General features: G+C 33.0%; 23 protein-coding genes and 1 pseudogene. 12 read left to right on the top strand and 12 right to left on the bottom strand.

From position 1 onward, the window contains the following. The first annotated feature begins 47 nt into the window (after positions 1-47). Positions 48-518, top strand: coding sequence for a DUF1456 family protein (locus M2326_RS10790; RefSeq protein WP_264619597.1), 471 nt, complete (start codon positions 48-50; stop codon positions 516-518). Positions 519-560: 42 nt separating this feature from the next. Here M2326_RS10790 and M2326_RS10785 read toward each other — a convergent pair whose 3' ends face one another. From M2326_RS10785 to M2326_RS10750, 8 genes are all read right to left on the bottom strand, one after another. Beyond that, the gene (locus M2326_RS10785; protein WP_264619570.1) at positions 561-899 is read right to left on the bottom strand and encodes a hypothetical protein; all 339 of its coding nucleotides are present in this window, start codon (positions 897-899) and stop codon (positions 561-563) included. A 695-nt stretch (positions 900-1,594) separates the two neighbouring features. Then, positions 1,595-1,933, bottom strand: coding sequence for a hypothetical protein (locus M2326_RS10780; protein WP_264619569.1), 339 nt, complete (start codon positions 1,931-1,933; stop codon positions 1,595-1,597). Positions 1,934-2,588: 655 nt separating this feature from the next. Continuing rightward, positions 2,589-4,040, bottom strand: coding sequence for a lipopolysaccharide biosynthesis protein (locus M2326_RS10775; protein WP_264619568.1), 1,452 nt, complete (start codon positions 4,038-4,040; stop codon positions 2,589-2,591). Between the two features lie 111 nt (positions 4,041-4,151). Further along, positions 4,152-5,510, bottom strand: a complete 1,359-nt coding sequence (locus M2326_RS10770; RefSeq protein WP_264619567.1) for a bifunctional cytidylyltransferase/SDR family oxidoreductase — start codon at positions 5,508-5,510, stop codon at positions 4,152-4,154. A 57-nt stretch (positions 5,511-5,567) separates the two neighbouring features. Then, positions 5,568-6,884 carry a CDP-glycerol glycerophosphotransferase family protein gene (locus tag M2326_RS10765; protein WP_264619566.1) on the bottom strand — a complete coding sequence of 439 codons (1,317 nt, stop codon included), beginning with the start codon at positions 6,882-6,884 and terminating at the stop codon, positions 5,568-5,570. 2 nt (positions 6,885-6,886) lie between these two features. Then, complete coding sequence (locus tag M2326_RS10760) at positions 6,887-7,984, bottom strand: DegT/DnrJ/EryC1/StrS family aminotransferase (RefSeq protein WP_264619565.1); 1,098 nt, start codon at positions 7,982-7,984, stop codon at positions 6,887-6,889. Continuing rightward, positions 7,981-8,952: a GNAT family N-acetyltransferase gene (locus M2326_RS10755; protein ID WP_264619564.1), complete on the bottom strand. Its 972-nt coding sequence runs from the start codon at positions 8,950-8,952 to the stop codon at positions 7,981-7,983. The genes M2326_RS10760 and M2326_RS10755 overlap by 4 nt, the downstream gene beginning before the upstream one ends. 181 nt (positions 8,953-9,133) lie before the next feature. Further along, positions 9,134-9,736 carry a trimeric intracellular cation channel family protein gene (locus M2326_RS10750; RefSeq protein WP_264619563.1) on the bottom strand — a complete coding sequence of 201 codons (603 nt, stop codon included), beginning with the start codon at positions 9,734-9,736 and terminating at the stop codon, positions 9,134-9,136. A 232-nt stretch (positions 9,737-9,968) separates the two neighbouring features. On the opposite strand from M2326_RS10750, the gene M2326_RS10745 reads away from it, so the two are divergent. The 10 genes from M2326_RS10745 to M2326_RS10700 all read left to right on the top strand — a co-directional run bounded on the left by M2326_RS10745 (position 9,969) and on the right by M2326_RS10700 (position 22,104). Beyond that, positions 9,969-10,754 (top strand): TrmH family RNA methyltransferase, encoded by a 786-nt coding sequence (locus M2326_RS10745; protein WP_264619562.1) that lies wholly within the window; start codon positions 9,969-9,971, stop codon positions 10,752-10,754. 228 nt (positions 10,755-10,982) lie between these two features. Further along, entirely contained in the window at positions 10,983-13,202 is a 2,220-nt protein-coding gene (locus tag M2326_RS10740; protein WP_264619596.1) for a RelA/SpoT family protein, read from the top strand. A gap of 189 nt (positions 13,203-13,391) precedes the next feature. Further along, the gene (locus M2326_RS10735; RefSeq protein ID WP_264619561.1) at positions 13,392-13,901 is read left to right on the top strand and encodes a Fur family transcriptional regulator; all 510 of its coding nucleotides are present in this window, start codon (positions 13,392-13,394) and stop codon (positions 13,899-13,901) included. An 89-nt stretch (positions 13,902-13,990) separates the two neighbouring features. Next, positions 13,991-15,262, top strand: a complete 1,272-nt coding sequence (locus tag M2326_RS10730) for an adenylosuccinate synthase (protein WP_264619560.1) — start codon at positions 13,991-13,993, stop codon at positions 15,260-15,262. Positions 15,263-15,311: 49 nt separating this feature from the next. Then, the gene (locus M2326_RS10725) at positions 15,312-15,893 is read left to right on the top strand and encodes an NUDIX domain-containing protein (protein ID WP_264619559.1); all 582 of its coding nucleotides are present in this window, start codon (positions 15,312-15,314) and stop codon (positions 15,891-15,893) included. A gap of 304 nt (positions 15,894-16,197) precedes the next feature. Then, positions 16,198-16,659 carry an IS200/IS605 family transposase gene (gene tnpA, locus M2326_RS10720; RefSeq protein WP_264619558.1) on the top strand — a complete coding sequence of 154 codons (462 nt, stop codon included), beginning with the start codon at positions 16,198-16,200 and terminating at the stop codon, positions 16,657-16,659. Between the two features lie 1,960 nt (positions 16,660-18,619). Beyond that, positions 18,620-19,204 carry a helix-turn-helix domain-containing protein gene (locus M2326_RS10715; protein WP_264619557.1) on the top strand — a complete coding sequence of 195 codons (585 nt, stop codon included), beginning with the start codon at positions 18,620-18,622 and terminating at the stop codon, positions 19,202-19,204. Positions 19,205-19,273: 69 nt separating this feature from the next. Continuing rightward, on the top strand, positions 19,274-19,717 hold the full coding sequence (locus M2326_RS10710) for a response regulator (protein WP_264619556.1): 444 nt from the start codon (positions 19,274-19,276) through the stop codon (positions 19,715-19,717). Between the two features lie 423 nt (positions 19,718-20,140). After that, a complete protein-coding gene (locus M2326_RS10705; protein WP_264619555.1) occupies positions 20,141-20,308 on the top strand; it encodes a hypothetical protein in 168 nt (55 codons plus the stop codon). Beyond that, positions 20,296-22,104, top strand: coding sequence for an alpha-amylase family glycosyl hydrolase (locus M2326_RS10700; protein WP_264619554.1), 1,809 nt, complete (start codon positions 20,296-20,298; stop codon positions 22,102-22,104). The genes M2326_RS10705 and M2326_RS10700 overlap by 13 nt, the downstream gene beginning before the upstream one ends. A 243-nt stretch (positions 22,105-22,347) precedes the next feature. Here the strand turns inward: M2326_RS10700 and M2326_RS10695 are convergent, their stop codons facing one another. From M2326_RS10695 to M2326_RS10685, 3 genes are all read right to left on the bottom strand, one after another. Beyond that, positions 22,348-22,986, bottom strand: a complete 639-nt coding sequence (locus M2326_RS10695) for a peroxiredoxin (protein ID WP_264619553.1) — start codon at positions 22,984-22,986, stop codon at positions 22,348-22,350. A 91-nt stretch (positions 22,987-23,077) separates the two neighbouring features. Next, entirely contained in the window at positions 23,078-23,998 is a 921-nt protein-coding gene (locus M2326_RS10690) for an AEC family transporter (RefSeq protein WP_264619552.1), read from the bottom strand. A 92-nt stretch (positions 23,999-24,090) separates the two neighbouring features. After that, the gene (locus tag M2326_RS10685) at positions 24,091-25,110 is read right to left on the bottom strand and encodes a quinone-dependent dihydroorotate dehydrogenase (protein WP_264619551.1); all 1,020 of its coding nucleotides are present in this window, start codon (positions 25,108-25,110) and stop codon (positions 24,091-24,093) included. A 169-nt stretch (positions 25,111-25,279) separates the two neighbouring features. Here M2326_RS10685 and M2326_RS10680 point away from each other — a divergent pair, with 169 nt between their 5' ends. Next, the gene (locus tag M2326_RS10680; RefSeq protein ID WP_108740616.1) at positions 25,280-25,687 is read left to right on the top strand and encodes a DUF1003 domain-containing protein; all 408 of its coding nucleotides are present in this window, start codon (positions 25,280-25,282) and stop codon (positions 25,685-25,687) included. A 64-nt stretch (positions 25,688-25,751) separates the two neighbouring features. On the opposite strand, the pseudogene M2326_RS10675 reads toward M2326_RS10680, so the two are convergent. After that, positions 25,752-25,859: pseudogene (locus M2326_RS10675) on the bottom strand (IS1595 family transposase); the annotation flags it as partial.

Here is a 25,859-nt window from a genome sequence, read left to right as displayed (position 1 = left end):
GCAGAATTACTTTTAAAACGTACCTTTGTAAAAAATAATAAGCAATGATGACCAATAACGATATTTTCAAAAAATTGCGAGTAGCCTTGATGCTTCGCGATGATCAAATAGTAGAAATTCTAGAACTTGTAGATTTTAGAATTACTAAATCTGAATTAGGAGCTTTTTTTCGTGATGAAAAACATCCTAATTACATGGAATGTGGCGACCAAGTATTGCGCAACTTTTTGAATGCATTAGTAATTCATTTAAGAGGTACAAAGGAAAATCCTAAGAATCCAACAGATGTACTAGCAAAACACAAAGCACAAATTCCAGCCAAAGAAGGAACTAAGGAAAGAGCAGAATTTAAAGCTACTCCTAGAGATAGTGAAGGTGCAAGAGGTGATCAAAAGCCAGGAGGTAAAGCAGATTTCAAGAAAAAGCCTTCTTTTAAATCAAAAGATAAAAAAGCGGCTCCGAAAGTACAAGTTGTTGAAAAAGTAAAATACAGCAACGGAAACAAAAAAAAATCCTAAGTTCATAACTTAGGATTTTTTTTTACTTAGAGAAGATTATGATTAAGATCTGAAGTTTACTTCAAACTCATATTTATGTCCAGGTTTTATATCACTTGAAGACAATTTTTTATAATTCAATGATTCTTTAATGTACTCATCCAATTCTGGTGTAGCACTATTTGTTTTCAAAACTACTATTTCATTTATTGGAGTTATTAAAACACTTACTTTTACTGAAACATCTTCTTCCATATTAGCAATATCATTTGAAGGAGTTAGTAAATTTGAAATTTCATGTTTTATAGCACTATGATTTTTCTTAGGTCTTAATTCTTTAGCTGATAGTGTTCCGAAACTCATAACCATTGCAAGTGCCGATAATATAATTGCTTTTTTCATTTTTTTATTTTTTAAAAGTATTTCTTCGACAAAGGTAGAGTATAATGTCAGTGTAAAAAACATACTTTTTTTTCGTTAACATTTAGAACTAAGTAACAATTCACCTCAATTTTATGAAGCGTTTTAATAAAACTATTCTATTTTAATAGATGTATAAAAAAAAGCACTTAAAATTACACATCACATACAAATGAGCTTTTTTCATTTTATACACAAAAGAAGAAATATTAACATCCAAAACCTATTTTAACTTAAAATGAACACACTTTTCCTACGCTTAAGTATTAAAATAATTTTATATCAAATCAATAAGGATTTATTTTTGAAAAAAAAATCTAGAATAGCATAACTACGAAATATCATTCATAGTAGCTTATATAGGAGTAAATCTCATTAGTTGTATTCAAAAAATAAACTAGAGTATCAAGACGAGAAGAAATTAAGACAAAGGCTTTTATAAGCCTTAAAATAGACAAAGTAACTACCACTGGGGGAAGAACCCAATAAAAAACTATAGTGTAATTCAGAATCTTTAAAACAAAAACTTTATCTACACTTTTCATGCATAAATTGCATAATAAATTATAGGAGTTTAAATGAAAATGATACTTTCGATAAAAAACAAAAAAAAATCCTAAGCTTTTCAACTTAGGATTCTTAATTTTCAATCGGGTTAACCTCTTTCATAAAACACATTATGATTTAAAGTTAACAGCAAACTCATACTGAGCTCCAGGAGTTAATTCATTTGTAGCAAACTTTTTATAGTTTAAACTCTCTTTAATGTAATAATCCAAAGATTCATTATCTGTATCTGCACTTAACACTACGATAGAACCTGTTTCAGTAACAAGAATTTTAACTTTAACAACTTGACTTTCTTCCAACAAACCTACTGCTGAATCTGGGTTCAATAACATTGATAATTCTTGATTTACTTTTACGTAATTCTTTTTTGGAAACATGTCCTTTGCTGATACCGATGCTACATTGGCCATCATTGCAACTACTAACATTACTACTAATTTTTTCATGATATTTCTGTTTTTCAATTATTATGGTACAAATGTACAGTGAAGTTTTAGATGCACAATATCATGAAACATTGAAGAAACATAGTGGAATCACAACACAAAGGGCATATTTTTTTTGAGTACTTAATAAAACGTTTTATAATTTAGTAGATATATAAAAAAAAACACTTAAAATTATGCTATATCTATAATTTCGAGAATATAAATATTTTAAAAAAAAGAAACATTTAACAATTAAGAAACATTTACGTAACATTAAATTTACATTAAGGCAGTAATTCATGATTTTTGCTTCTTGAAAAATTCTCAACAAATAACCAATAACAGCTTTTATTCCATTAACAAAAAATAAAAAACATATAAATCATTACATAAAACGCAACAAAACAAGATAACTATAACGTTTTAGTAGATTCTAACAATTGCGATAACTCGTCATATAGGTTAAAGTTATTACAATCCAAACTGATCCTTTTTAGCAAAAAGGGAAATATTGAAAATATTTACTAAATTTCAAACTAAAATAGTAATCTAAGTTATTTAATAATAGCGCCATTGCATAGTTTTGAATCTATTTCTATATTATCTGGAAAGCCATTATTAAAAACACACTTTTATACAAATTAAATAAAAGTAGTTTTCAAAGTCTCAAAAACTATTTAATTGGTGTAGAGCGTTCTGTAAATAATCTAGATAGCAATTCCCAAGATTCTGACAATTCTCTTAGTTTAAAAAGTTTACAAATACTTAAATATGAAACAAGGCCAACAAGTATACCTAAAAGTAACTGTAGAAGAAAGCCTTCAACTATATAGGTAGTAATAAAAACAAAGCCCGCCATTATTATAGTTATTCCAAAAATTGGCATCATATCTTTTAATTGGTGTAACGGACCATAACCATAAAATTTACCCGGGAGGTAAGCATTAATTATAAATGACAAAGCCGATGTAATTACATGTCCTATAATCATTGCTTTTACCCCTAATGGAAGGGTGATAATTAATGCTATAACTGTTAATGGAAATTTAGACAAATCAACTTTTAAAAATAAATCGGATCGTCCAATTGCATTTAATAAACTTAAATTAATTACACTCATGGGCAAAAAAATCCTAGCAAAAACCATCCATTGCAAAAGCGGAATTAAAGAAATCCATTTATCCGTTAGTAAAACCAATACTATTGGTTTTGATAACAAAGCAATTAGGGTCATCATTGGGATAATAACAAATGCCGAAAGACGTATCATTTTACTATAAACAAATACTACTTTCTCCTTATCATTTTGTACTGATGCCAACAAAGGAAATGTAACTTGCTGTAAGATACTAGAAATAGTACCCGATGAAATATCGGCAAAATTTTTAGCTCTTGTATAATACCCTAATGTCGAAGTCGGGTAGAACTTACCTAAAAATATATTATATACATTATTTAGTAATTGTGCATATAGCCCAGCTATCAAAAGTTTGGAACCAAAGTTAAACAGTGATTGAAAAGATTTTTTAGAAAACACAAATGATGGCTTCCAATTGCTCAAAAACCATAATACAATGCAAGACGCAAATGACCCTACTAGAATTTGATAAACCAAGGACCACACACCATAACCATTCATTGCAGCAACCACACCACTAATGCCTCCAAAAATTACACCAACAACATTACTCTTTGCAATCGATTTAAAATCAAGAATAATCGTTAATTGGGTGCGCTGCACAATCGAAAAAGCAATTATAAAAAGATTCAAACTTAAAACCCTAAGTAAAGCAACTAATTGTGGTTGTTTAAAAAAACTAGCTATATATGGAGCCGAAAAAAATAAAACAGAATAGATTAAGGTACTTACAACAAGGTTAAAAACAAACAATGTAGAAAAATCTACTTTAGTTCTTTCTTGCCTTTGAATCAGCCCCGTACCTAAACCACTCTCTATAAAAGTTTGTGAAATAGCAATAAAAACAGCCAACATTCCTATAAGTCCAAAATCTTCAGGCAGTAAGATTCGAGCAAGCAATATACTCACCGAAAATTGCCCAAATTGAACAGCAAATTTATCAATAGCTGACCACATTACCCCTTTAACTGCCTTTGATTGCAACAATCTATTTTATATTTAAAAAAATTAATACTAGTTTCTATACACTACAGATATAGTTTGAATCACAGTTGGCAGAATCCAAAACAAATAATTACTCCTTATTATATGCTTTTATTACAGTAGTCGTACATCAATCACTTGCCCAGTACAGTTTGATTGCAAAGTTTGTATACATCGCAAGGCAACTAACTCTGGCTTCAATAATGTATCTTCAGATTCGTTACCAAAATTTTTGACTCTCATGGGGGTCTGTGTACGCTCTGGATTGATACAATTAACTTTGATTCCAAAAGACTCCCATTCTTGCGAAATTGCTTGAACAAAGTTAACAGTTGCAGCTTTTGTAGACGAATAAATACTATAAAATGCCCTACCCCTAGTATATGAACTTGATGTAAAAAACAAAATATGCCCTTTTGATTTCTTCAAATAAGGTAAAGACGAAAGTGCTACATGTAACATTCCAAAATAATTGGTATTAACTGCATCACAGATAAATTCATAACTCATTGTTTCGAGAGGCTCTTTGTGTAAAACAGCAGCAGTATTAACAACAAAATCTATTTTTTTTTCTATCTGAAATACTTCTAGTAATGCTTTCTTAACATCCTCAATTTTGGAGATATCAGTATTATTGTGAGATCGAGAAAAATTGTAAACTTTAACTCCATTTAAAGTCGCTAGTTTAACTATACTTTCTCCTATTCCATAAGTACCACCAAATACTACCATAACTTTATCGACTAATAGTTCTGGTGATAAGGGAAAATTTTGAATCTCGGCTGAACGCAATTGAAATAACTTATCTAATATATAGGTATCCTCAGGATAAGTCAATTTCATATTGACCTCTTCACCGCTCACTACAAATATTTTTTCTTTGGGTAAATATTTCTTAACAATTCCACAATCATCCGTTGCTTCAAAATTTTCATCCTTGAGAGCTAATTTATATGCTTTTGCAATAATTGCTTGTTTAAAACCTTGAGGTGTTTGCCCTCTTCTCATTTTTGCTCGGTTTGGAATAGCAGTTATAATATCCTTCTCTACTTCAATAATGGTATCAGCAGAATTAATAGCAACATCTATTGCACTATAATGCTCCATTGCAAGAATCACATCATTAACAATTCTTTGACTCACTAATGGTCGGGCAGCATCATGAAAAATCAAATTAGCTTCCTTAAAATCTTGATAAGCATTTATTGCTGCTAAACTAGAATGATAACGTTCCTCGCCCCCCTCCAAAATACGTTTCACTTTAAACCAACCATTCTTAATAATCATATCTTCCACCATAAAAGTATAATGACTATTGATTACAATGGCTATTTCATCGATCATTTCATTTTTTTCGAACACATCAACCGCATGCTCAATTACCATTTTCCCTGCCACCTTAAAGAATTGCTTTGGAAGTGATATCCCCAATCGTGTTCCTACTCCTCCTGCTAAGATCACAGCTATATTCATTTATTTTATTTTTATTATTGTTATCTAAATTTTAATAAGTACAATCAAAGGTGTATATTAACTAAAAAGTTCATGTTCCAGGTTACGTAAAATTCTTTCGGACGCAGTTACTGTACTATTCTGTAGTAAAACATTTTGTACAAATGCAGTTCGTTTTTCTTTCATCTCATCTTTATCATTCAACACTACATTCTCTATAAAGTCCTCGACTTGTTTATTATTTCTGGATTGATAATGCATCTCAACTGTTTTCTGTCCATATTCACTCCATTCCTTCATGACAGATTCATTCCGAATCATAAAAAGTGAAGGTTTTCCAGTAACAAGATACTCCGACATAAAGGATCCGCAATCATGTATCAAAGCATCAGATGTTAAAAAAAGATCTTCATAGCTGCCATTTTCAAACTGTCCATTCTCCAATCTATTCCATCTTTCGTAGTAAGCATCTGTTCGTTCTTTCCCCCAATCGGGATCTTTTTCTAATTTTAATCTCAATAATGGATGTGGTTTAAATGCTATTTGTATTTTATCCTGATAGCGCTGGGCTAACTCTAAAAAATAATCATAATATTCTAAAAAATTTGAAACTTTATTTAATTCTTTCATCGAATGATGTGGTGCCCAAATAATTTTCTTCAACTGATGAGGACTTACCTTCCAGACTGCACTATTTGGTGACTTGTTGGTGATTAGTTGATCAAAACCTGGAAAACCAGTTACGATACTATTTCGTCCTTTAATTTTTTGTCTATCGACCAAAATTTTGTGATGTATTGGTGTTTCCGAAAAGATTCTCCAAATAATATTATGAAAATCTAAGTTATAAAACGACTCATAATTCGTAGTCATAATAGCATAGGGCACATAACACATTAAAGTTTTAGGAAATTTATGAATGTAATACCTATGATCAATAAGACCTTCGTAAGGGTTGGTGTAGAAAATAATATCTGGTGCGTAAACTTTTTTTATATCCAAGTATTTTTGGCTTTGAACATCAAATGTTCTTATTACATTATATCCTTTACTCTTATAACTTTTGTATGACTTATCCATTTCAAAAAGCATACTTTCTTGTCCATAATTAATAACTGGACAGACAAAAATTATAGGATCAAATTTGGGATGTGCAACCATTAATTTATAAAGGTGATCATATTTCCAAACTGATTCATGAATTAAAAAAAAAGCAACTATCACTTTTTCTTTTTTTTGAATTATTCTTAATGCTTTTTGTTGTCTTATTGGCGCACGATTAAACAAATAGAAGGCATAAAATCTATTGGTAATAATAAACATACAACAATCCACAAGAAACCTCCATAGCTTGGGGTGCATATATTTTCTAATAACTGCTTTTATCTTTTTCATTATTAAAATAAATTTAAAATTTTAATAACCAAACTCACTTCCTCTTCAGTTAATACAGGACTTATGGGTAAACTCAATACTTCATTATGTAGTGTCTCAGTAATTGGATAAGAAAAACTATTCCATTCTTGCAGTGCTTTTTGCTTGTGTGGTGGAATCGGATAATGGATAACGGTCTGAATACCATTCTCGAATAAAAATTCTTGTAAAGCATCTCTTTTTTTACAACGAATAACAAATACATGAAAAACATGAGTATTTGATAAATCCCAAACTGGCAATATTATTTTATCATTTGTGATCTCAGACAAATATCGTTTTGCTATATCTCTACGATTCTGGTTATCTGCATCAAGTTTTGGTAATTTCACATTCAAAAAAACAGCTTGTAACTCATCTAGTCTAGAATTTACGCCTACAAATTCATTCTCATATTTCGCTTTAGAACCATAATTTCTTAGGGAAAATAACACTTCTGCCAAGGCATCGTCATTAGTCGTTATTGCTCCACCATCACCCAATGCTCCTAGATTTTTACCCGGATAAAAACTAAAGCCAGACGCATTGCCTAAATTCCCTGCTCTTTTAAAGTTTAAAACTGCCCCATGAGCCTGAGCTGCATCCTCAATAACCAATAAATTATAAGCTAAAGAAATCTCAGTAATCGCCACCATATCACAAAGTTGTCCATACAAGTGTACCGCCAAAATTACTTTCGTCTTAGTGGTTATTTTTTCCTTTATCAACTCTGGATCAATAGTATAACTCGTATTCTCTGGCTCTACCAAAACAGGTACTAAGTCTGCTTGTAAAATTGCTAAAATACTTGCTATAAAAGTATTTGCAGGTACAATGACTTCATCCCCTTTCTGCAGCTTGCCTAACTGAATATATCCTTTTAATATCAATACCAAAGCATCCAAGCCATTACCAACCCCTATACAGTGCTTGGTTCCACAATAGGTTGCAAATTGCTTTTCAAAAGCTGTAACTTCATCTCCTAATATATACCATCCTTTTTCGAAAAAAGATTTCATTTTTTGTTCGAATGAGGATTGATAACCTTCATTTATTTTATGCAAATCAAGGAATTTTATCATAATAATGGAATATCTAGTCTATTATAATTTTTAGTTTCCACCCGATAATAATTTTGAACAGTTGTCTTAGCACCAAAGCTTTCTTTCCAGTAAGCCAATCCACTATTTAACTTTAAGCCACCATTTTCTGTCGAGCTACCAAAACTCACATACCGATTATCGGCATATTTTTGAATAATATAATCAAATAGTATATCCAATGCTGCAGTATCTGTACGATCAGCTCCGCCAGAACTGTACTGAAAATGTACAACCCCACTCATCAAAAAAATAACTACACCTGCTTTTAAAACATCGCCTTGGTAAGCATTAAAGAGTTTAATATTTTTAGGAAATAATTCTGCTAGCTTTTTTATTTCTTTATAGGAATGCACAGGAATTACACCAAAGCGTTCCTGCAAATTAGGTGTTAAAATAGTCTTCCAAAATGTAGTATAATCTAGTTCTTCTTTGATTTCAATCTGAAGTAAAGTAGCTTTTTTCAAGGCTCTTTTTCTATTTCTATTTGGCTCATAAGGACATATCATATCGATTACCAAATAAGCGTCTGCTCTATAAATAGTGGACTGTAATACAAAAAAAGCATAATCGATTTCATCACATAATGTCTGATTATATATTTTAGGAATTATTTTCAAGTCTAAAATCAATATATTTTTTGAATTCAAAAAAAACAAGACAGCTTTCAATACCAATAAATAATCTTTTATTCTAAGTTCTTTAATCACCAATCCACCATAGCTTAACCCTTGATGAGAATATACCGTATCACCTACTCTATTGGCGGGGATAATAGCAACTATTTTTTCACCTTCAAAAACCATCAAAGAGCAATCTTCAAATCGTTCTTGATGATACTCCATAAAATCACGATGAAATAAAAAGGTAGCATTCATGGCTTGCCCAACAAAGTCATTCCATTGCTTATAATTAGAAGTTTGATATAGTTTTACTTGGTATTGATTCACAACGTACAATATATTAAAATGTGAAAATAAGACTTTTTATCGATTTTACAGACTAAAATCCCCATCAACAGAATAATCATCACAAAATAAGGATATAAAGCGGAGTCGTTTTATTTAATTCGAAAAAAACTATTTAATACTATGGTAATCTAGGCTTCAAATAGAAAATTTAAGGTAGAATTTATTTGTGTTGCAAAGTAGGTAAAGACCATTTGAATTGCACTGCCAATAATCTAATTCCAATAATCACAGATGAAGTAATCAAATACAAAATATCTTCATTTAAATTAAATTCTTTTAAACCAAAAAATATAATTCCACCAAAAATACAAATAGTAGCATAGACTTCTTTTCGAAAAATAACTGGAATTTCATTACATAAAATATCGCGAATTACACCTCCAAAACAAGCAGTCATAGTACCAATAGCAATACAAATTACGGGATGAAGTCCAATACCAATTCCTTTCTCAAGTCCTATTAAAGTAAAAACTCCCAATCCAATGGTATCAAATAAGAAAAAAGAAACTCGTAGGTATTCTAATTTTTTTCTAAAAATGATTGCTAGTACAAAACCTGCAATTACCAATTCTACGTAAAGTAAATCTTCCATCCAGCTTACAGGTGTCTTTCCTATTAAGACATCTCTTAAAGTACCACCTCCCAAAGCCGTTACAAAAGCGATGATAAAAATCCCAAAAGCATCCATTCTTTTGTTCATTGCTGTTAACGCTCCAGACATGGAGAAAGCCAAAATACCAATAATTTGAATTAAATAAAACATAGAACCAAGTACACTAAATTAAAAAACGCAAAAGTAACCAATTAGAAACAGAATACCCCTTATTTTACTAGCGTTCTCACGAATGTATTTTAAATTATAAAAATCTATAGTATCTTAGCCTTTTGAAATCGTTTCCCTTTTAATCAAAAGTAACATCAAGTAAAGTAGGTTGTAAAAAAACTAAGAGCTTAATGTAGATTACTTTTATAGATAACCCCATAAATACCAGCAATTGAAACAAATATCCTCCATCCAAAATCCTTATATAAAATCACTTGTTTTACTACAAGATAAAGCTAAAAACCGCAAACAAACCGGTACTTTTATCATTGAAGGAAAGCGAGAAATTGAAATCGCTATTAAGGGAGGGTACACGATTCAAACGGTACTTTTCTACCCTGAAATATGTACCGAAATCGAAGCAAAAAAGGTTATAAAATCGGTCGACTTCATTGAAATCAACAAAGAAGTTTTTCAAAAGCTAGCCTATCGTGATACTACCGAGGGCATTTTGGCAATAGCTGAAACAAAATCAATGCAGCTTTCCGATTTAAAATTATCTGACAATCCATTAATTCTAATTGCTGAAGCACCCGAAAAACCTGGAAACATTGGAGCCTTGTTGCGTACCGCCGATGCTGCAAACCTAGATGCAGTAATTATCGCAAACCCCAAAAGTGATCTATACAACCCAAATATAGTACGCTCTAGCGTGGGCTGTTTGTTTACCAATCAAATCGCTACAGGAACAACTGCTGAAATAATAAATTATCTAAAAGGAAAAAACATCAATTTCTATTGCGCTACATTACAAAATTCGACCTCGTATCACACGCAAGACTATACGACACCTACTGCTCTTGTTGTGGGCACAGAAGCTACTGGTCTGACTCAAGAATGGCGTGATGCTGCAACACAAAATATAATCATCCCTATGCAAGGTGAGATCGATAGCATGAATGTATCCGTCGCAGCAGCTATCTTAATTTTTGAAGCAAAAAGGCAGCGAGGTTTTTAAAACTGCAAATATTCAATTGCTAAACAACTGAAGTAGATATTTTAACAAAAAAAACTTTTTACTCTATACATTCCCATGATTAAAAAAACTAACAATGAACATCTGTTAATCAAAAACAGACTTGTTTGTGCTTAGACGTACCTTAATTTATTCTATCAAAATTAGCTTTCTCTTTCTCTTGCATATATCGTAACTTATACTTATTTTTAAATAATGAACACCCCAGTTATGATAGAAATCGACATCGAGAAAGAAAATAAAGCTATTGCTCAAGAATACAAGGAATTACTTCGCATCAGCTACCAAACTTTATCCTCTGAGGACAAAAAACTCATTAGAAAAGCATTTGATGTAGCCGTTGACGCACACAAAGAGCAACGCCGTAAATCGGGCGAAGCCTATATATTTCATCCTATTGCTGTTGCAAAAATAGTAGCTTCAGAAATTGGTTTGGGAGCAACTTCAATAGCCGCGGCATTAATGCACGATGTTGTAGAAGACACACCGATAACAGTCAAGGACATCGAACGATTGTTCAATCCAAAAGTAGCGCAACTAGTTGAAGGACTTACTAAAATATCATTGGTACAAAAAGACATGAAAGTCTCGATGCAAGCCGAGAATTTTCGTAAAATGATATTAACACTAAATGATGATGTACGTGTAATCCTAATCAAAATAGCTGACAGACTTCACAATATGCAAACCATGGACTCCATGGATGATTATAAACAAGAAAAAATTGCCTCAGAAACCTTATATATTTATGCACCACTTGCCCATCGATTAGGATTATACAATATTAAGACTAAGCTTGAGGATCTAGGATTAAAATATACAGAACCCAAAATTTACAACGAAATTGTAAGTAAAATAAAAGAGACAAAGGAACAGCAAGACAATTACATAAAAGATATATCTGCTATCTTAAAAGCTTCATTAGACATTGAAGGAATTGACTACATCATTAAAGGTCGTCCCAAATCAATCTATTCTATTCGTAGAAAAATGCAAGCTCAAAATGTAGGGTTTGATCAAGTATATGATAAATTCGCTTTGCGTATCGTCTACAAGTCCATCCCACACGATGAAAAATTTATTGCATGGAAAATCTATTCGATTGTAACAGATCATTATAGGCCTAGCCCTAGCCGCTTGCGCGATTGGATATCATCTCCAAAATCAACAGGTTATGAAGCATTACATATTACTGTTATGGGACCAAAAGGTCGCTGGGTAGAAGTACAAGTACGCAGCGAGCGAATGGACGAAATTGCGGAAAAAGGATATGCAGCCCATTACAAATATAAAAATGGTGGAGACGAAGAACATGGCTTAGATGTTTGGCTCAACCTTCTAAGAGAAGCCATCGAAAATGCGGAATCTAACGCAGTGGATTTTGTGGAAGATTTCAAAATGAATTTATATTCAAAAGAAATATATATTTTCACACCAAAAGGAGACATCAAATCCCTACCAAAGGGTGCAACCTCATTAGACTTTGCTTTTAGCATCCATTCAGAAATCGGAATTACAACGCGAGGCACGCGCGTGAACGGAAAACTTGTACCGTTAAATTACGAACTAAAAAGTGGAGACCAAGTAGAAATAATCACTTCTCCAAACCAAAAACCTACTGCAAACTGGCTAGATTATGTAACTACATCACGAGCTAAGACAAAAATTAAAAATGTTCTAAATGAAAATACTAAAAAGATAGCAGAAGACGGTAAAGAACTGCTTACACGAAAACTGAAACATTTAAAAGTTACTTTGAATGAAACTACTGTTAATGAAATGGTGAACTTTTTCAATCTAAAAACTAGTTTGGATTTGTTTTATCGTGTAGGTGTAGGATCAATTGAAAATCAGCAATTAAAAGATTATGCCTCTCAAAAAGGAAATACCTTAATTAATTTTTTCAAAAATAAAATAAAACGCTCTGAAAAAACTGCAGATCCAGACATCCACAAACATATCTTAAATCATAATTACGATATGTTGGTTTTTGGAAAAAAACAAGACAAATTAGATTATAAATTATCCGCTTGTTGTAACCCAATACCTGGAGATGATGTTTTTGGCTTTGTAACCATTAACGAAGGAATCAAGGTCCACAAAAAAGATTGCCCCAATGCTATTTCTTTACAGTCTAATTACGCATACCGAATCATGCCTGCCAAATGGATAGACTCCACTCGACAAGAATTCAAAGCCATGCTCAACATAACCGGTATGGATACGAAAGGACTCACCAATGAATTAACAAAAGTGATTTCGAACAATATGAATGTAAACATCCAAAGTATTTCCTTGAGTGGTGATGCTGGACTTTTCAAAGGACAAGTAATTGTAATTGTTCAAAACAACAGTATTTTAAAGAAATTAATAGACAATATCAAGAAAATTGACGGAGTAGACAAAGTAACCCGCGTGTACACCAATTAAAATTAACTCATATTAAACTCTATTTTTAATTGATTCTTCACGCTTTCGCGAAAGCGTGAATTTTATTCAAAAAAAGGGTTCTTTCCAATACTATCTAAACAGGAAATTTAGGACTATTTTTTGTTGAATTTTACAAAATTCAATTCAATCCTACGGAACTATTAAAATAATAATTTATCTTTGCCAAATATGACACTCATTTCCACAGATAACAACAAAAACCAAGAAATTGTAAAAAATGTTTTTACAATGTATCTTGAGAATAAAGGACATAGAAAAACGCCAGAACGTTATGCTATCCTTCAGGAAATATACGACAGTGAAGAACATTTTGATGTAGAAAATTTATACATCAAAATGAAGAACAAAAACTATCGTGTGAGTCGTGCTACCTTATACAACACAATAGAATTACTTTTGGATTGTGCCTTGGTTCGCAAACACCAGTTTGGTCAAAATCAAGCACATTATGAAAAGTCCTATTTTGACAAGCAACACGATCACCTAATTATGACCGATACCGGTGAAGTAGTAGAATTTTGTGATCCAAGAATCCAAATCATCAAAAAAACAATCGAAGAGATATTTGATGTAGATATTACCAATCATTCCTTGTACTTTTACGGTGCCAAAAAAAAACCAGTAGTAGAACAAACTACTGAAATAGAAGCAACAGTTGATAAGGAAGAAGAAAAATAAGCATAAGAAATATTTAGTTTATATAATAAGGTTGAGCCTAACTGTGTCTGACCATCAAAACAGATTAACGATTTAATAAAGAAATTAAAATGACCGTAGATTTATTACTAGGATTACAATGGGGAGATGAAGGAAAAGGAAAAATTGTTGACGTTCTTACCTCAAATTATGACATCATTGCTCGTTTTCAAGGAGGACCAAACGCAGGACATACTTTAGAATTTGATGGTATAAAACACGTATTGAGAACTATCCCTTCTGGAATTTTTCATAAAACTGCGGTAAACGTGATTGGAAACGGAGTCGTAATTGACCCAGTTGTTTTCCAAAAAGAAATCGAAGGATTAGCAAAATTCAATATCGATATCAAAAAGAAATTAATCATTTCTAGAAAAGCACACTTAATATTGCCTACCCACCGTTTGCTTGATGCAGCTTCTGAAGCTTCAAAAGGTAAAGCTAAAATTGGTTCTACTCTTAAAGGAATTGGACCAACATACATGGACAAAACAGGTCGTAATGGCCTAAGAGTTGGTGATATCGAATTGGAAGACTTCAAAGAAAGATACCGTGCACTTGCAGAGAAGCACCAAGCTATGATTGCTTTCCACGGTGTAGAATTAGAATACAACTTAGAAGAACTAGAAGCTGAATTTTTTGAGTCGATCGAAGAAATCAAAAAACTAGACTTTATTGATAGTGAAGAATACATGTACCAAGCTCAAAAAGCAGGTAAATCAATCTTATGTGAAGGAGCGCAAGGTTCTTTGCTTGATGTAGATTTTGGAACGTATCCATTTGTAACTTCTTCAAACACAACAGCTGCAGGAGCTTGTACAGGTCTTGGAATTGCACCAAACAAAATCAAAGAAGTATACGGAATCTTCAAAGCATACACTACACGTGTAGGTAGCGGACCTTTCCCAACAGAACTTTTTGACGAAGATGGTTCTACAATGGCAAGAGTTGGTAACGAATTTGGATCGGTAACAGGAAGACAAAGACGTTGCGGATGGTTGGATATCGTAGCTTTAAAATATGCTGTTCAAGTAAATGGAGTAACACAATTAATGATGATGAAAGGTGATGTGCTTTCTGGTTTTGATACCTTGAAAATATGTACATCATACCAATATAAAGGAAAAGAAATCAGTCATTTCCCTTACAACATCGAGCCAGAAAATGTAACTCCTGTTTACAAAGAGTTCAAAGGATGGAAACAAGATTTAACAGGAATGACAACTTATGATGAGTTGCCTATTGAATTAAAAGAATATATTGACTTTATTGAGAAAGAGGTTGAAGTACCTATCAAAATAGTTTCTGTAGGTCCAGACAGAAAACAAACGATACTTAAATAATACCAAACGCTCTGAATTTTCAGAGCGTTTTTTTTACCCAAAATATACCATGGAAAACCTTACTATAAAAATACAAAAAACAGAAGTACTTGCGAACGACTACTACTTACTCAACAAAGTTACTTTTGACTACCTCAACAAAAAAGGAGTTTGGATAACGCAAAAAAGAGAAGTGTACGATCGCGGTAACGGAGCAGGAATCCTTTTATACAACAAAGCACTAAAAACGATTATCTTAACACGTCAATTTCGCCTTCCCTCCTATTTGAACGGCAATCCAGGCGGTATGTTGATCGAAGTATGCGCAGGCCTACTCGATGCTGACCAACCCGAGCAATGCATCATCCGTGAGACCGAAGAAGAAACAGGCTACCGCATCACCGATGTTCAAAAAGTTATGGAAACCTACGTTTCTCCAGGTGCCGTAACCGAAATTTTATATCTTTTTGTGGGCGAATACACAGCCAACATGAAGGTAAGTGAAGGTGGCGGACTCGAACACGAGCAAGAAGAAATTGAAGTCCTAGAATGGCCATTCGAAAAAGCATATAATATGATTGCAAGTGGCGAAATCAAAGATGCCAAAACCATTTTATTATTACAATATGCCAAAATCAATTTAGGTTTGTAGAAAATTAGTAGTTGGCTGCCATTTCAGGCTATACACTGCAAGTCCGCACAGGTCACCCAAAAAAACATAATCCCCAAACGAGCTTCCTCCGGTCGCTGTTTGGGGATTTGTTTTTAAGGGCTCCCTGCTTGCGGGCTTTCCGTTTCTATCCTGGGCAGAATAGTCGTTTATCTAGTAAATTTAATTCTAAATCAGTTTGTATTTTAATTATCTTAGTAGCACTAACAAACACTGCATATTAGACTTTTAAAATTTCAAATACATTTAGATTACAGACCAATTTCAAGGAAAAAAAAACTAAGCTATGGCAAATACCTTCACACAAATACACCTTCAATTTGTCTTTGCCGTAAAATATAGGAACGGCCTAATTCATCCTTCTTTCAAGAAAGAATTATACCAATACATCACTGGCATAATACACCATAACAACCACAAATTACTTGCAATAAACGGAATGCCAGACCACATTCATCTGTTCATAGGAATGCGACCATCACAGTCCATTTCAGAATTATTACAAGACATCAAAGGAAATTCGTCTAAATGGATCAATGAAAAACGGTTTTTAAAGGTAAAATTTGAATGGCAAGAAGGCTATGGTGCATTTTCTTATTCGAAATCTCATGTCACCAAAGTAATTCAATACATTCAGAATCAAGAAGAACATCATAAAAAAGAATCCTTCAGGGAAGAATATCTGAAATTTCTAAAAGTCTTTGAAATAGAATTTGATGAACAATACATCTTTAAAGACCCAATCTAACAATATCTGGAATAGAATAAAAAATATATCATCCCTACGGGATTTAATTTCTAGACCATTTTTGTTTTCTACCGATATGTCATCCCTACGGGATTGGCTTGCATTCGCACCAATTCGATTATGATAATCAATTCGGGATTTTAATGCTAAACCTTATCTAATTTCTACCGATATTTCATCTTTACAGGATTGATAGAATGTCCCGTAGGGACAAAATATTGGTAGAAAAGACATTACAATAAATACAGTAGTCCCGTAGGGACGATATAAAGACACGATCTTTAAATAACATATTTGTTTAAATCTGATATCCATTATATACCATTCCTACGGGATTTAATTCCTAAACCGTTTTTGTTAGAATCTGATATCCATTATATATCATCCCTACGGGATTTAATTCTTGAACCGTTATTGTTTTCTACCAATATATCATCCCTACGGGATTGTCCCACATTAACATCAATTCAATAATGATAAACAATTCGGGATTTTACTACTTAACCGTATCTATTTCCTACCAATATTGCATCCCTACGGGATTGACAGAATGTCCCGTAGGGACAAGATATTGGTAGAAAAAACATTATAATAAATACAGTAGTCCCGTAGGGACGATATAATGAAATAATTTTTAAATGACGCTTTTTTAGAATTTGATATCCATTAATGTATCATCCCTACGGGATTAAATTCCTAATCCGTTATTGTTTCTACCAATATGTAATCCCTATGGGATTGGCCTTTATTTACACCTATTCATTATTGGTAACCAATTGGGGGGTTTATTGCTAAACCTTATTTATTTTCTACCGATATATCATCCCTACGGGATTGGCCTGTATTTGCACCTATTCAATAATGATAATCAATTCGGGATTCTGTTATTAAACCATATCTGTCTTCTACCGATACTACATCTTTACAGGATTGACAATATGTCCTGTAGGGACTAAATATTGGTAGAAAAAACATTATAGTAAATACAGTAGTCCCGTAGGGACGATATAAAGACACAATCTTTAAATAACATTATTGTTAGAATCTGATATCCATAATATATCATCCCTACGGGATTTAATTCCTAAACCGCTTTTGTTTTCTACCGATATGTCATCCCTACAGGATTGGACTGCATTTGCGCCAATTCAATAATGATAATCAATTCGGGATTTTATTGCTAAACCGATTATACTTGCAAACAATATTGAATCTCTACAGATTGACTACATGTCCTGTAGGAACAAAATATTGGTAGGCTAAAGATTAATACAAATACAGTAGTCCCGTAGGGACGATATAATGACACGATCTTTAAATAAAATTTTTGTTAGAATCTGATATCCATTACATATCATCCCTACGGGATTTAACCCCTAAACCGTAATTATTTTCTACCGATATATCATCCCTACAGGATTGGACTGCATTTGCGCCAATTCAATAATGATAATCAATTCGGGATTTTATTGCTAAACCGATTATACTTGCAAACAATATTGAATCTCTACAGATTGACTACATGTCCTGTAGGGACAAAATATTGGTAGGCTAAAGATTAATACAAATACAGTAGTCCCGTAGGGACGATATAATGACACGATCTTTAAATAAAATTTTTGTTAGAATCTGATATCCATTACATATCATCCCTACGGGATTTAACCCCTAAACCGTTATTATTTTCTACCGATATATCATCCCTACAGGATTGGACTGCATTTGCGCCTATTCAATAATGATAATCAATTCGGGATTTTATTGCTAACCCGCTTATCTTTTCTACCAATATCGAATCTCTACAGGATTGACAGAATATCCCGTAGGGACAAAATATTGGAAAAAAAAATCTCTCACAATAAAGTATTCCCGTAGGAACAATATAAAAACATGATTTACATAATGCACTATGACATAATATCTTGCATAAACTACTATATTTACAATCCAAATTCACAAAATGAAAATCTATATCAAGAATATGGCTTGCGAGAGCTGTAAAGTATTTGTAAAAGACGCGCTGGAAGAACTCAATCTCCACCCAATTAAAGTAGAACTTGGAGAAGTTCAAGTTAAAGAGGAATTAAGCGAAGAAAAGAAGCGCACATTAAATGCTAAAATAAAAACCGTTGGTCTTGAAATCATAGAAAGCAAAGGCGGAATTTTAATCGAAAAAATTAAACATTACTGCCAAGAATATGTGAACAGCGAAGAAAATATCAAAATTAATATATCTGATTATCTGAGTGAAAAATTAGATCTTGATTACAATTATATTTCTAATGCATTTTCTGAGGTCACTTCGAGTACGATAATTACCTATATCAATTTGATAAAAATGGAAAAGGCGAAGGAAATGATTTTATTTGAAGAATTAAATTTTTCCGAAATTGCTAGCAAACTTCATTTTAGTAGTCTTTCGGCATTCTCTACACAATTCAAGAAAGTAACAGGCTTTAATCCTACTCATTTTAAAAATGTGAAAGAAAAGCGACGCATTGCTATACAAGAACTCAGTCAATATTTAAAAGAAAAAAAACAATAAAATTCACAAATTTGCCTTACTATTTTTGAAATTATAAAAGATACTTTTACAATTTAAATATATTGACAAATGAATGAAATCACCATCTTTTATGCAGACGATGACGAAGATGACATCCTCCTTTTTACTGACGCTGTAGCTAGTATTTCGCAAAAATTTCACCAGCCTATACAACTTCATATCCACAAAAATGGTGAAAACCTTTTAGTTAACTTAAAAGAACTTAATCCAAAAAATGGAGTTGTTTTTTTAGATTTAAACATGCCCAAAAAATCAGGTTTACAATTTTTAAAAGATATTCGTGATGAAGTTACTACACAACAATTTCCAGTAGTAATTTACTCTACTAGCTCAAGCAAATTAGATATTGAATTGAGTCTCAACTTGGGAGCTAATCATTACGCAGTGAAGCCTTACAACTTCAATGATTTAATTAAAATGATATACAATGTCGCCACAATTAACTGGGCCGATCACTATGTAAACGAAAATAATTTTCTGTTACAAAAATAAATAGCTAGTATTTTTCTCCCAAACTCCCCCAATAGAACATCTACAACTATTCTTTCCCACTATCTTATTTAGATTATTTTGGTCCACTAAACCTCTAATGGGCTTTTATTAATGTACAAAATATTTCATGGAATTATTTTGCACATATTAATTACAAACATAATAATACTAAAAGACACAAAAAAAATAGCTAAGCTTATAATAAATTAAATTCTTGTCTATATAATATCCGTAACTACTTTCCCTGAAAATTTCTAAAGATGGCAATAGCAAATTGTGCATACTATTAAATTTTAATTTAAATAATCCACAAAATATTCTTTTAGTGCTAATTATATAAATTCTGAAATAAATTTTATAAGTTTCTACATTCACTTTTCATTCATCTTTGTAAAAAAATTTAGCAACAAAAATTCGCCATATATGAACACACAATTTGCAAAAGTCGGGAAAATATATCCAAAAGTACTCGTAGCCCTAAAGCAGGATGACTCATGGTCAAAATCTCCATCATTCAACAGCAAGGATGAAAAGAACGAGAAGATTGCTAGCATTGAAGTTCCTCAAAATTATAGATTATGGAAAAAGTAATAGAAAAAACTGCAGGCATGGGTGCGATAGTATCTAAAGCAGGAACCACCTTTAGAGTGTGGGCACCCAATGCGGACAAAGTGTATGTTACGGGCACATTCAACGAATGGAGCAAAAGTAAAAACAAACTCAAGGCAGAAGAAAATGGCTATTGGGCAGTTACGGTAAAAAATGCCAAAGCAGGTGATGAATACAAGTTCATTATACACAATGGTAAGCAAATCTTGGAACGTAATGATCCTTACGCCAAAGAAATGACTAACAGTAACGGAAACTCATTGGTTACAAACATTGAATTTCAATGGGAAGACCAAGATTTCGAAATGAAATCATGGAACAATTTGGTAATTTACGAATTGCACGTTGGTACCTTCAATAGAAAACAGGAAGACCAAGTGGCTACGTTTGAAGATGTAATCAAGAAAATTCCATATTTGAAGTCATTGGCAATCAATTGCGTTGAAATATTACCAATTGCCGAATTTGCTGGAGGTATCTCTTGGGGTTACAACCCATCGTATCCATTTGCCATTGAGCGTGATTATGGTGGTGCAGAAGCATTTGCAAAAATGGTCAATGCTTTTCACAAAGAAGGTATAGCTGTAATTTTGGATGTTGTTTACAATCATTTTGGCCCTTCTGATATGGATTTATGGCAATTTGATGGTTGGTCTGAAAATGATAAAGGTGGAATTTATTTCTATAATGATCACAGATCTGAGACTCCTTGGGGAGATTCACGACCTGACTATGGTCGCGAGGAAGTACGCCAATACATACGAGACAACGCTTTAATGTGGATTGAAGATTATCATTGTGATGGATTGCGTATGGACGCTACCTCATACATTCGTTATGAAGGTGGTGGATTGGGTTACGATAGTGAACTTCCAGAAGGAAATATGTTAATGAGAGATATTAATGCTGAGATTAACGCAAAATATCCGGGTAAATTAACTATCGCCGAAGATTTGAAAGGTGACGGTTTGGTTACACTATCTACTGAGAATGGTGGATTGGGTTATGGATCACAATGGGACATGAATTTTGTACACCCTGTTAGAAAAGTTTTAATTGAACAAGGAGATGAGCACCGCGATATGCAATCATTAGTTGATGCCATCTTATTTAAATACAACATAGATGCTTTTGAAAGAATTATATATACCGAATCTCATGATGAGGTTGCGAATGGCAAAGCGCGCGTACCTGAAGAGATTGAGCCAGGAAACGCAGATAGCTTCTTTGGCAAGAAGAGAGCAATCTTAGGAATTGCTATTACTCTAACATCACCTGGAATCCCGATGCTGTTTCAAGGTCAGGAATTTATTGAAGATGAATATTTTCAAGATACAGAAGCACTTGATTGGGACCAACAAAAAAAGCACAAGGGCATTACTAGAATGGTAAGAGACTTGGTACGCTTGCGAACTGAAGAAAAATTTGAAACCCAAGGATTAAAAGGGCAATTCACCAAAATTTTGCACTTTAATGAACAGAATAAAGTATTGGCCTACGCACGATCTACTAAAGAAGATTTTAGTGATTCGACAGTGGTGCTTATAAATTTATCAAACGTATCGTACGAAAATTACAGTTTTGGAATCACGCAAGCAGCGGGTTTTCAATTGGTATTTAATAGTGATTGGACAGGATATGATGAAGAATTTACCGACATGGAAGTTCATCCTATTCAAATCGATCAGGAAGGTTATGACAATGAAGCTATGAAGGCAACATCCAACTTGCCGGCTTATGCTGCATTAATTTTTGTACCTACAACAAACGAGGATTAGATTGTTTTTTGCGAAAAAGTAATAGAATAAGACTTTTGCAAATTCATCAAAATTATTGAACATAAAAAAGGGAATTCAAAACTAATTTGAATTCCCTTTTTTTTTTATGCTATGTAAGGAACATTTTGGTATCTCCTATTTTTGATATAGAAGTAAAACGTGCAAGACATAATTTTAATATTGTTTGACTAAGTTGATTCCTTCTAACTTGATAACACTTAATCGGTCAATTTGGTGACACCCTTATTTATTAGGTTGTGGCGTCATTCTCAAATAATATTTGATTCTGTTAAATCCTTTTGGGAATTTCGCTGGAATATCTTCGTCTTTGATAGCAGTTGAAATTACAACATCATCACCGTCTTTCCAATTTGCTGGAGTAGCTACACTATAATTAGCCGTTAATTGCAAACTATCAATCACACGAAGTAATTCGTCAAAATTTCTTCCTGTTGATGCAGGATAGGTCAAGATCAACTTCACTTTTTTGTCTGCACCAATTATAAATACCGAACGTACCGTTAGCGTATTATCAGCATTTGGGTGAATCATATCATATAGATTAGCCACTTCCTTACTTTCGTCAGCGATAATTGGGTATTGTAGGGTTACATTTTGCGTCTCCTCAATATCCTTAATCCATTTCAAATGCGACTCTACACCGTCTACGCTCAAAGCAATTACTTTGGTATTTCGTTTTTGAAATTCAGGAAAATAGTTTGCTACTGTTCCTAACTCGGTTGTGCATACAGGCGTGAAATCGGATGGGTGCGAAAACAAAACTCCCCAAGAGTCACCTAGCCATTCGTGAAAACTTATTTTTCCTTGTGTTGTATCTGTAGTGAAATCTGGAGCTATATCTCCTAATCGTATTGTTGCCATAGTGCTATGTAATTTTAAATTTTGATTAAAATTAGGAAAAAAAAGGCAAATAGTGCTAGTATCAAATCATAAATAAAGGCTAAAAGGACTTTTAGACGGCACTATATTGCGCAACAAAGTACCAAAAAATAAGAGAAATGAACGATAGCGGAATCCCATATCCGATCATCATGCTCGCTAGTCGAGGCTTGAGTCCGTAGCTTGCTGCCAAAATACTTGCAGTGATATTGGATGCCATAGCAGTTTCCATTAATACCACTCCAATCATGGCCGATTTTTGACCCAAAATCATCACATACAAAACATAGATCAATGCAGGAGTCAGAATTAATTTGTACAAAAGACCAAAACCCAAAAAGCGCCAATGTTGACTTTTACGCTCAAATCGCAACTGCAACCCTACCGATGTTAATGCCAATGGCGCCATAATACTTCCTAAACTTTTCAGGATGATTTGTAGATTTTCATTAATTGAAATCGAAAAGACATTCAGTAAGCAAGCGATAATAAAAAACACAAAGGGAGGAAATTTAAAAACTCTAACCAACATTTGCATGGGATTCAGATTGTCTTTCGAAAAATAAGTTGCCACAAAAATACCCAAAGTAGATAACACGACTACCGTACCTGGTTGATCAACCAAAATAGCAATCTTTAGCCCTGCTTCGCCATACAAAGCACTAATAATTGGGTATCCTAAGAACGATGTGTTTCCGAGACCAGCTGTCAAGACAAGGCAACCGATTAATTTGTTTGACCATCCCCATTTTTTTCCTAGAAAATAAAACAAAAGAAAAGCCACTACAAAACCGATCCACGCTGCACCAATAGGGTATAAAAGTTCATTGCTCCAAACTAATTTTGGAATATAATACAATACAATTGCAGGTAAACAAACCGTCACCACAATTTTGTTCAGGATTTTGTAAGCCGATAAAACTGGAAACCTTTTTATATTTTGCAAAACGATTCCCAACAGCAGAAAGACAAAAATAAGGATGATATTAAACATAGCCTGGTTTTAATTTGTACTATTTTAAAGTAAAAAAACCAACCGTATTTTTAAAAATAGGGTTGGTTAGCATAAAATTATAGATCGAAAAATTATTTTCTAGCCAAAATATTTTTATTAATGGCTTTGACCAATGCAGGGCCTTCATAAATAAATCCGGTATAGAGTTGTACTAAACTTGCACCAGCATCTAATTTTTCTAAAGCATCTTCGGCGGTATGTATCCCTCCTACTCCGATGATCGGAAATGATTTATTACTTTTTTGAGATAAAAATCGAATTACCTCTGTAGATCGTTTTGTCAATGGTTTTCCTGACAGCCCACCCATTTCCGTTTTGTTTTCAGATTGTAAACCTTCACGGGAGATTGTTGTATTGGTTGCAATTACACCTGCAATTTTGGTAGCATTAACAATATCAATAATATCTAGTAATTGATCGTCTGTCAAATCTGGAGCGATTTTTAGTAAAATTGGTTTTTGTTTTGGCTTAGCTATATTTTTATTTTGTAGTGTTTGCAACAATTGTGTCAATGGTTCTTTGTCCTGCAAGGCACGTAAATTGGGCGTGTTTGGTGAACTAACATTCACAACAAAATAATCTACGTGAGCATACAAGGCGTCAAAACAAATTTCGTAATCTGAAGTTGCCTCTTCGTTGGGTGTGAGTTTGTTTTTACCAATATTTCCACCAATCAAAACGCCGTTGTTTGATTTCAATCGTTCGACAGCTTCAAGTACACCACCGTTATTAAAACCCATTCTGTTGATAATCGCTTGGTCTTCTTTTAATCGAAAGAGACGCGTTTTTGGATTTCCTTCTTGTCCTTTGGGAGTTAAAGTTCCGATTTCGATAAAACCAAAACCAAAATTGGATAATTCCTTGTACAATTTCGCATCCTTATCAAAACCAGCTGCTAATCCGACCGGATTTTTGAATTTCAACCCAAACACTTCTGTTTCCAAACGTTTATCATCTACCAAATACAAGGATCTGTACAAAGCACTAAAACCAGGGATTTTTGAGGTAAAACGAACTAGTGAAAAAGTGAAGTAATGTACTTTCTCAGGATCAAAACAAAAAAGTAAGGGACGTAATAGTAACTTGTACATAGCTGATTTTTTAATTTTGGCAAAAATACTACTATCTAACCGAAATAGAAACAGTTGAGAAGTATTTTTAAGCTGCAATCTACCTAATATACATGCTATAAAAGTTTATTTCTTTATTTTAGCTCGTACTAAAAACTTTCGTTACTTTATATCGTAAAATTATACTCTTATGAATCTGAATAAAAACTGGCACCAAAGCTACCGTGAAAATCTAAATTATGGTGGCCGAATAGCTGATGCTGTCGCCAAAGGAATGGGATCTTGGCGCTTTATAATCATCCAAACTGTCTTTGTAATCATTTGGATGGGACTAAATATGGTTGCCTTTTTCAAACATTGGGATGCTTATCCATTTATTTTGTTAAACTTATTGTTTTCTACCCAAGCTGCTTATGCTGCACCTATAATTATGATGGCACAAAACCGTCAAAATGAACGTGATCGTGTACAAGCACAAGACGACTACAACACCAACAAAGAAGCAAAGCTCGAAATTGAAGCTTTGGCTGATAAATTAAACTCCATCGAAATCGAAAAATTAGATAAGATTATTCGAATTTTGGAGGAAATGAAATAACATACAAAACACAGATTTCACAGATTAGCACAGATTATTATTTAAGTTTTATTGAGGTAAGCAGTTAGTTACATATAATCTCCTTTTGACAAATATTATCTGCTTTTACCATTCTTTTGATTAAATTATTGAATATTGTGTCTTTGTTTTGTGAGCGGTTAATTCGGTAGCA

The organism is Flavobacterium psychraerolatum (genome assembly GCF_025960985.1).
GTDB lineage: Bacteria > Bacteroidota > Bacteroidia > Flavobacteriales > Flavobacteriaceae > Flavobacterium.
Note: the sequence above shows the minus strand (reverse complement) of the source record. Positions and strands in the feature narration are given on the sequence as shown.

Coding starts and splice junctions, on each gene's coding strand:
- M2326_RS10790 (WP_264619597.1), top strand. CDS start 48: ATGACCAATAACGATATTTTCAAAAAATTGCGAGTAGCCTTGATGCTT.
- M2326_RS10785 (WP_264619570.1), bottom strand. CDS start 899: ATGAAAAAAGCAATTATATTATCGGCACTTGCAATGGTTATGAGTTTC.
- M2326_RS10780 (WP_264619569.1), bottom strand. CDS start 1,933: ATGAAAAAATTAGTAGTAATGTTAGTAGTTGCAATGATGGCCAATGTA.
- M2326_RS10770 (WP_264619567.1), bottom strand. CDS start 5,510: ATGAATATAGCTGTGATCTTAGCAGGAGGAGTAGGAACACGATTGGGG.
- M2326_RS10765 (WP_264619566.1), bottom strand. CDS start 6,884: ATGAAAAAGATAAAAGCAGTTATTAGAAAATATATGCACCCCAAGCTA.
- M2326_RS10760 (WP_264619565.1), bottom strand. CDS start 7,984: ATGATAAAATTCCTTGATTTGCATAAAATAAATGAAGGTTATCAATCC.
- M2326_RS10750 (WP_264619563.1), bottom strand. CDS start 9,736: ATGTTTTATTTAATTCAAATTATTGGTATTTTGGCTTTCTCCATGTCT.
- M2326_RS10740 (WP_264619596.1), top strand. CDS start 10,983: ATGATAGAAATCGACATCGAGAAAGAAAATAAAGCTATTGCTCAAGAA.
- M2326_RS10735 (WP_264619561.1), top strand. CDS start 13,392: ATGACACTCATTTCCACAGATAACAACAAAAACCAAGAAATTGTAAAA.
- M2326_RS10730 (WP_264619560.1), top strand. CDS start 13,991: ATGACCGTAGATTTATTACTAGGATTACAATGGGGAGATGAAGGAAAA.
- M2326_RS10725 (WP_264619559.1), top strand. CDS start 15,312: ATGGAAAACCTTACTATAAAAATACAAAAAACAGAAGTACTTGCGAAC.
- tnpA (WP_264619558.1), top strand. CDS start 16,198: ATGGCAAATACCTTCACACAAATACACCTTCAATTTGTCTTTGCCGTA.
- M2326_RS10715 (WP_264619557.1), top strand. CDS start 18,620: ATGAAAATCTATATCAAGAATATGGCTTGCGAGAGCTGTAAAGTATTT.
- M2326_RS10710 (WP_264619556.1), top strand. CDS start 19,274: ATGAATGAAATCACCATCTTTTATGCAGACGATGACGAAGATGACATC.
- M2326_RS10705 (WP_264619555.1), top strand. CDS start 20,141: ATGAACACACAATTTGCAAAAGTCGGGAAAATATATCCAAAAGTACTC.
- M2326_RS10700 (WP_264619554.1), top strand. CDS start 20,296: ATGGAAAAAGTAATAGAAAAAACTGCAGGCATGGGTGCGATAGTATCT.
- M2326_RS10695 (WP_264619553.1), bottom strand. CDS start 22,986: ATGGCAACAATACGATTAGGAGATATAGCTCCAGATTTCACTACAGAT.
- M2326_RS10690 (WP_264619552.1), bottom strand. CDS start 23,998: ATGTTTAATATCATCCTTATTTTTGTCTTTCTGCTGTTGGGAATCGTT.
- M2326_RS10685 (WP_264619551.1), bottom strand. CDS start 25,110: ATGTACAAGTTACTATTACGTCCCTTACTTTTTTGTTTTGATCCTGAG.
- M2326_RS10680 (WP_108740616.1), top strand. CDS start 25,280: ATGAATCTGAATAAAAACTGGCACCAAAGCTACCGTGAAAATCTAAAT.